The following is a 2073-nucleotide window of genomic DNA, read 5'->3' on the forward strand; positions in this document are numbered from 1 at the left end:
TATAAGAGTAGCCGTTCCAAGAGAAGAGGATGCGTTAGCATTGCCGGAAATTGTAAAAAATTCTCCAATACCGGTAATAGGCGATATACATTTTTCTCCAAGAATTGCCTTTTTATCTCTAGAAAGCGGTATACACGGAATTAGACTCAATCCGGGAAACATCAACGATAAAGGAAAAATCAAAGAAATCCTTCAAGAGTGTAAGAAAAAAAATATTGTAGTTAGACTTGGCGTTAACTCCGGTTCTTTGGAAGAAAGACTTCTTGAAAAGTATGGTTATCCATCTGCCGAAGCTTTAGCAGAAAGTGCTTTGTACTGGTCAGAGTTTTTTGAATCTGTAGGTTTTACAAACTTTAAAGTTTCTATAAAAGGTTCTGACGTACTTCAAAATATAAAAGCAAATAAAATCTTTGCAGAAAAAACTGACATACCTCTTCATATAGGTATTACAGAAGCAGGACCGGCAGGTAGAGGGTCTATAAAGTCCGCTGTCGGTATTGGCATTTTACTGTATGAGGGCATCGGAGATACAGTAAGGGTCTCTTTAACCGCAGACCCGGAGGAAGAGATAAAGGTAGCATATCAAATTCTTCAAGCACTGGATTTGAGAAGAAAAGGAATTGAGATTGTATCCTGTCCAACATGTGGAAGGATTGAAGTAAACTTGCCAGAAGTTGTCAAAAAAGTTGAAGAAAAATTAGAATCGGTAGATAAACCTTTAAAGGTTGCAATAATGGGATGCGTTGTCAATGCGATTGGAGAAGCGAAAGAGGCAGATATTGGATTAGCATGTGGAAATAAATCAGCTATTTTATTTAAAAAAGGAGTTCCGATCAAAAGAGTCTCTGAAGAAGAGATGGTAGAGGAGTTATTAAACGAAATTCAAAGAATGGATAATGAATAAGGAAATATTTTTATTTTATTTAGCCGGAATGTTTGATAACTGTGGCAAACTTTCTTTAAAAAAAGATGGAAGGACAAAGAAAAGCGTATATCCTGAGGTCATTTTAAGGTCTAAAAAGGAAGATTTTTTAATCCGTGTAAAAGAAGCATACGGCGGAACTCTTAGAAAAAACAAAAATTCTTATGTTTTAATCTTAACACACAAAAAAGCCAAAAATTTATTAAACGACTTAAAAGATTTCTCTATTTTAAAAAAAAGAGAGATTGAGATAGTGCATCAGATTTTTTCAAAACAATTTTCCGGTAAATTAGAAGAAAAAAGAAGAAAAAAATTGATTGAAGAGTTTTTATCTTTAGTTCAGCCTTCTGAAAGAAAATCTAAAAACAAACAGTGGTCTGTAAAATCCTTATTGGAGGAGTAAAATTTGGAGGAGAAAGAATTCAACTTAAGAGGCGTTGCTGTAGATGTTACTTCTTATGAGCTTGAAGGTATAGATGAATTTGGAAAGGCGCCTATAGTGCTAAAAAAAGTTATAAAATATAAAAGCAGTTTCAGCTTAGTAATGAAAGGAATAACCGAAGAGTTAGAATGGTATTTTTCTAAAGGACTTACAAATATATACTTTTTAGACAACGGAAAAGCTCTAAGAATAGAACATGAAGATGGAACATATTGGGTAGACCTGCCTGCAGACCCAGAGCTAATAAACTTTCTTAAAGATTTTATAGAGGAGGCTTAAAAAGTTGGAAAGCATCATAGAAAAGGCTGAGATACTTTTAGAGGCACTACCATTTATAAGAAATTTTAGAGGTAAAACCTTTGTTATAAAATACGGCGGAAACGCTATGGACAAAGCAGATTTAAGAGATGCTTTCGCACAAGATATCATAATGCTTAAATACATTGGAATAAATCCTGTAATCGTTCACGGTGGAGGACCACAGATAGGTCAGTACTTGAAAAAAATGGGCTTAGAGTCTAAATTTGTTGGCGGTTTGAGAGTAACAGACAAAGAGACAATGGATATTGTTGAGATGGTTCTTGGCGGTCTTGTAAATAAAAGCATCGTTCAGCTGATAAATAGTTATTCAGGCGGGCATGTGAAGGCAGTAGGAATTACAGGAAAAGACGGATGTTTAATAAAAGCAAAAAAGTTAGATGCAGAAGAA

4 protein-coding genes are annotated in these 2073 nt (G+C 34.5%); all 4 read left to right on the forward strand.

The window, feature by feature from the left end:
• Positions 1 to 904 (forward strand): flavodoxin-dependent (E)-4-hydroxy-3-methylbut-2-enyl-diphosphate synthase (ispG, locus tag SULYE_RS07830; protein ID WP_007548243.1); only part of this gene is annotated, 904 nt, incomplete at its 5' end.
• A complete protein-coding gene (locus SULYE_RS07835; protein ID WP_007548245.1) occupies positions 897 to 1325 on the forward strand; it encodes a hypothetical protein in 429 nt (142 codons plus the stop codon). The genes ispG and SULYE_RS07835, both read left to right, overlap by 8 nt.
• 3 nt (positions 1326 to 1328) lie before the next feature.
• On the forward strand, positions 1329 to 1643 hold the full coding sequence (locus SULYE_RS07840; RefSeq protein ID WP_007548246.1) for a hypothetical protein: 315 nt from the start codon (positions 1329 to 1331) through the stop codon (positions 1641 to 1643).
• 4 nt (positions 1644 to 1647) lie between these two features.
• The coding region (gene argB, locus SULYE_RS07845) for an acetylglutamate kinase (RefSeq protein ID WP_007548247.1) at positions 1648 to 2073 on the forward strand (426 nt) is incomplete at its 3' end.

Source organism: Sulfurihydrogenibium yellowstonense SS-5 (assembly GCF_000173615.1).
Taxonomy (GTDB): domain Bacteria; phylum Aquificota; class Aquificia; order Aquificales; family Hydrogenothermaceae; genus Sulfurihydrogenibium; species Sulfurihydrogenibium yellowstonense.

Coding starts and splice junctions, on each gene's coding strand:
- SULYE_RS07835 (WP_007548245.1), top strand. CDS start 897: ATGAATAAGGAAATATTTTTATTTTATTTAGCCGGAATGTTTGATAAC.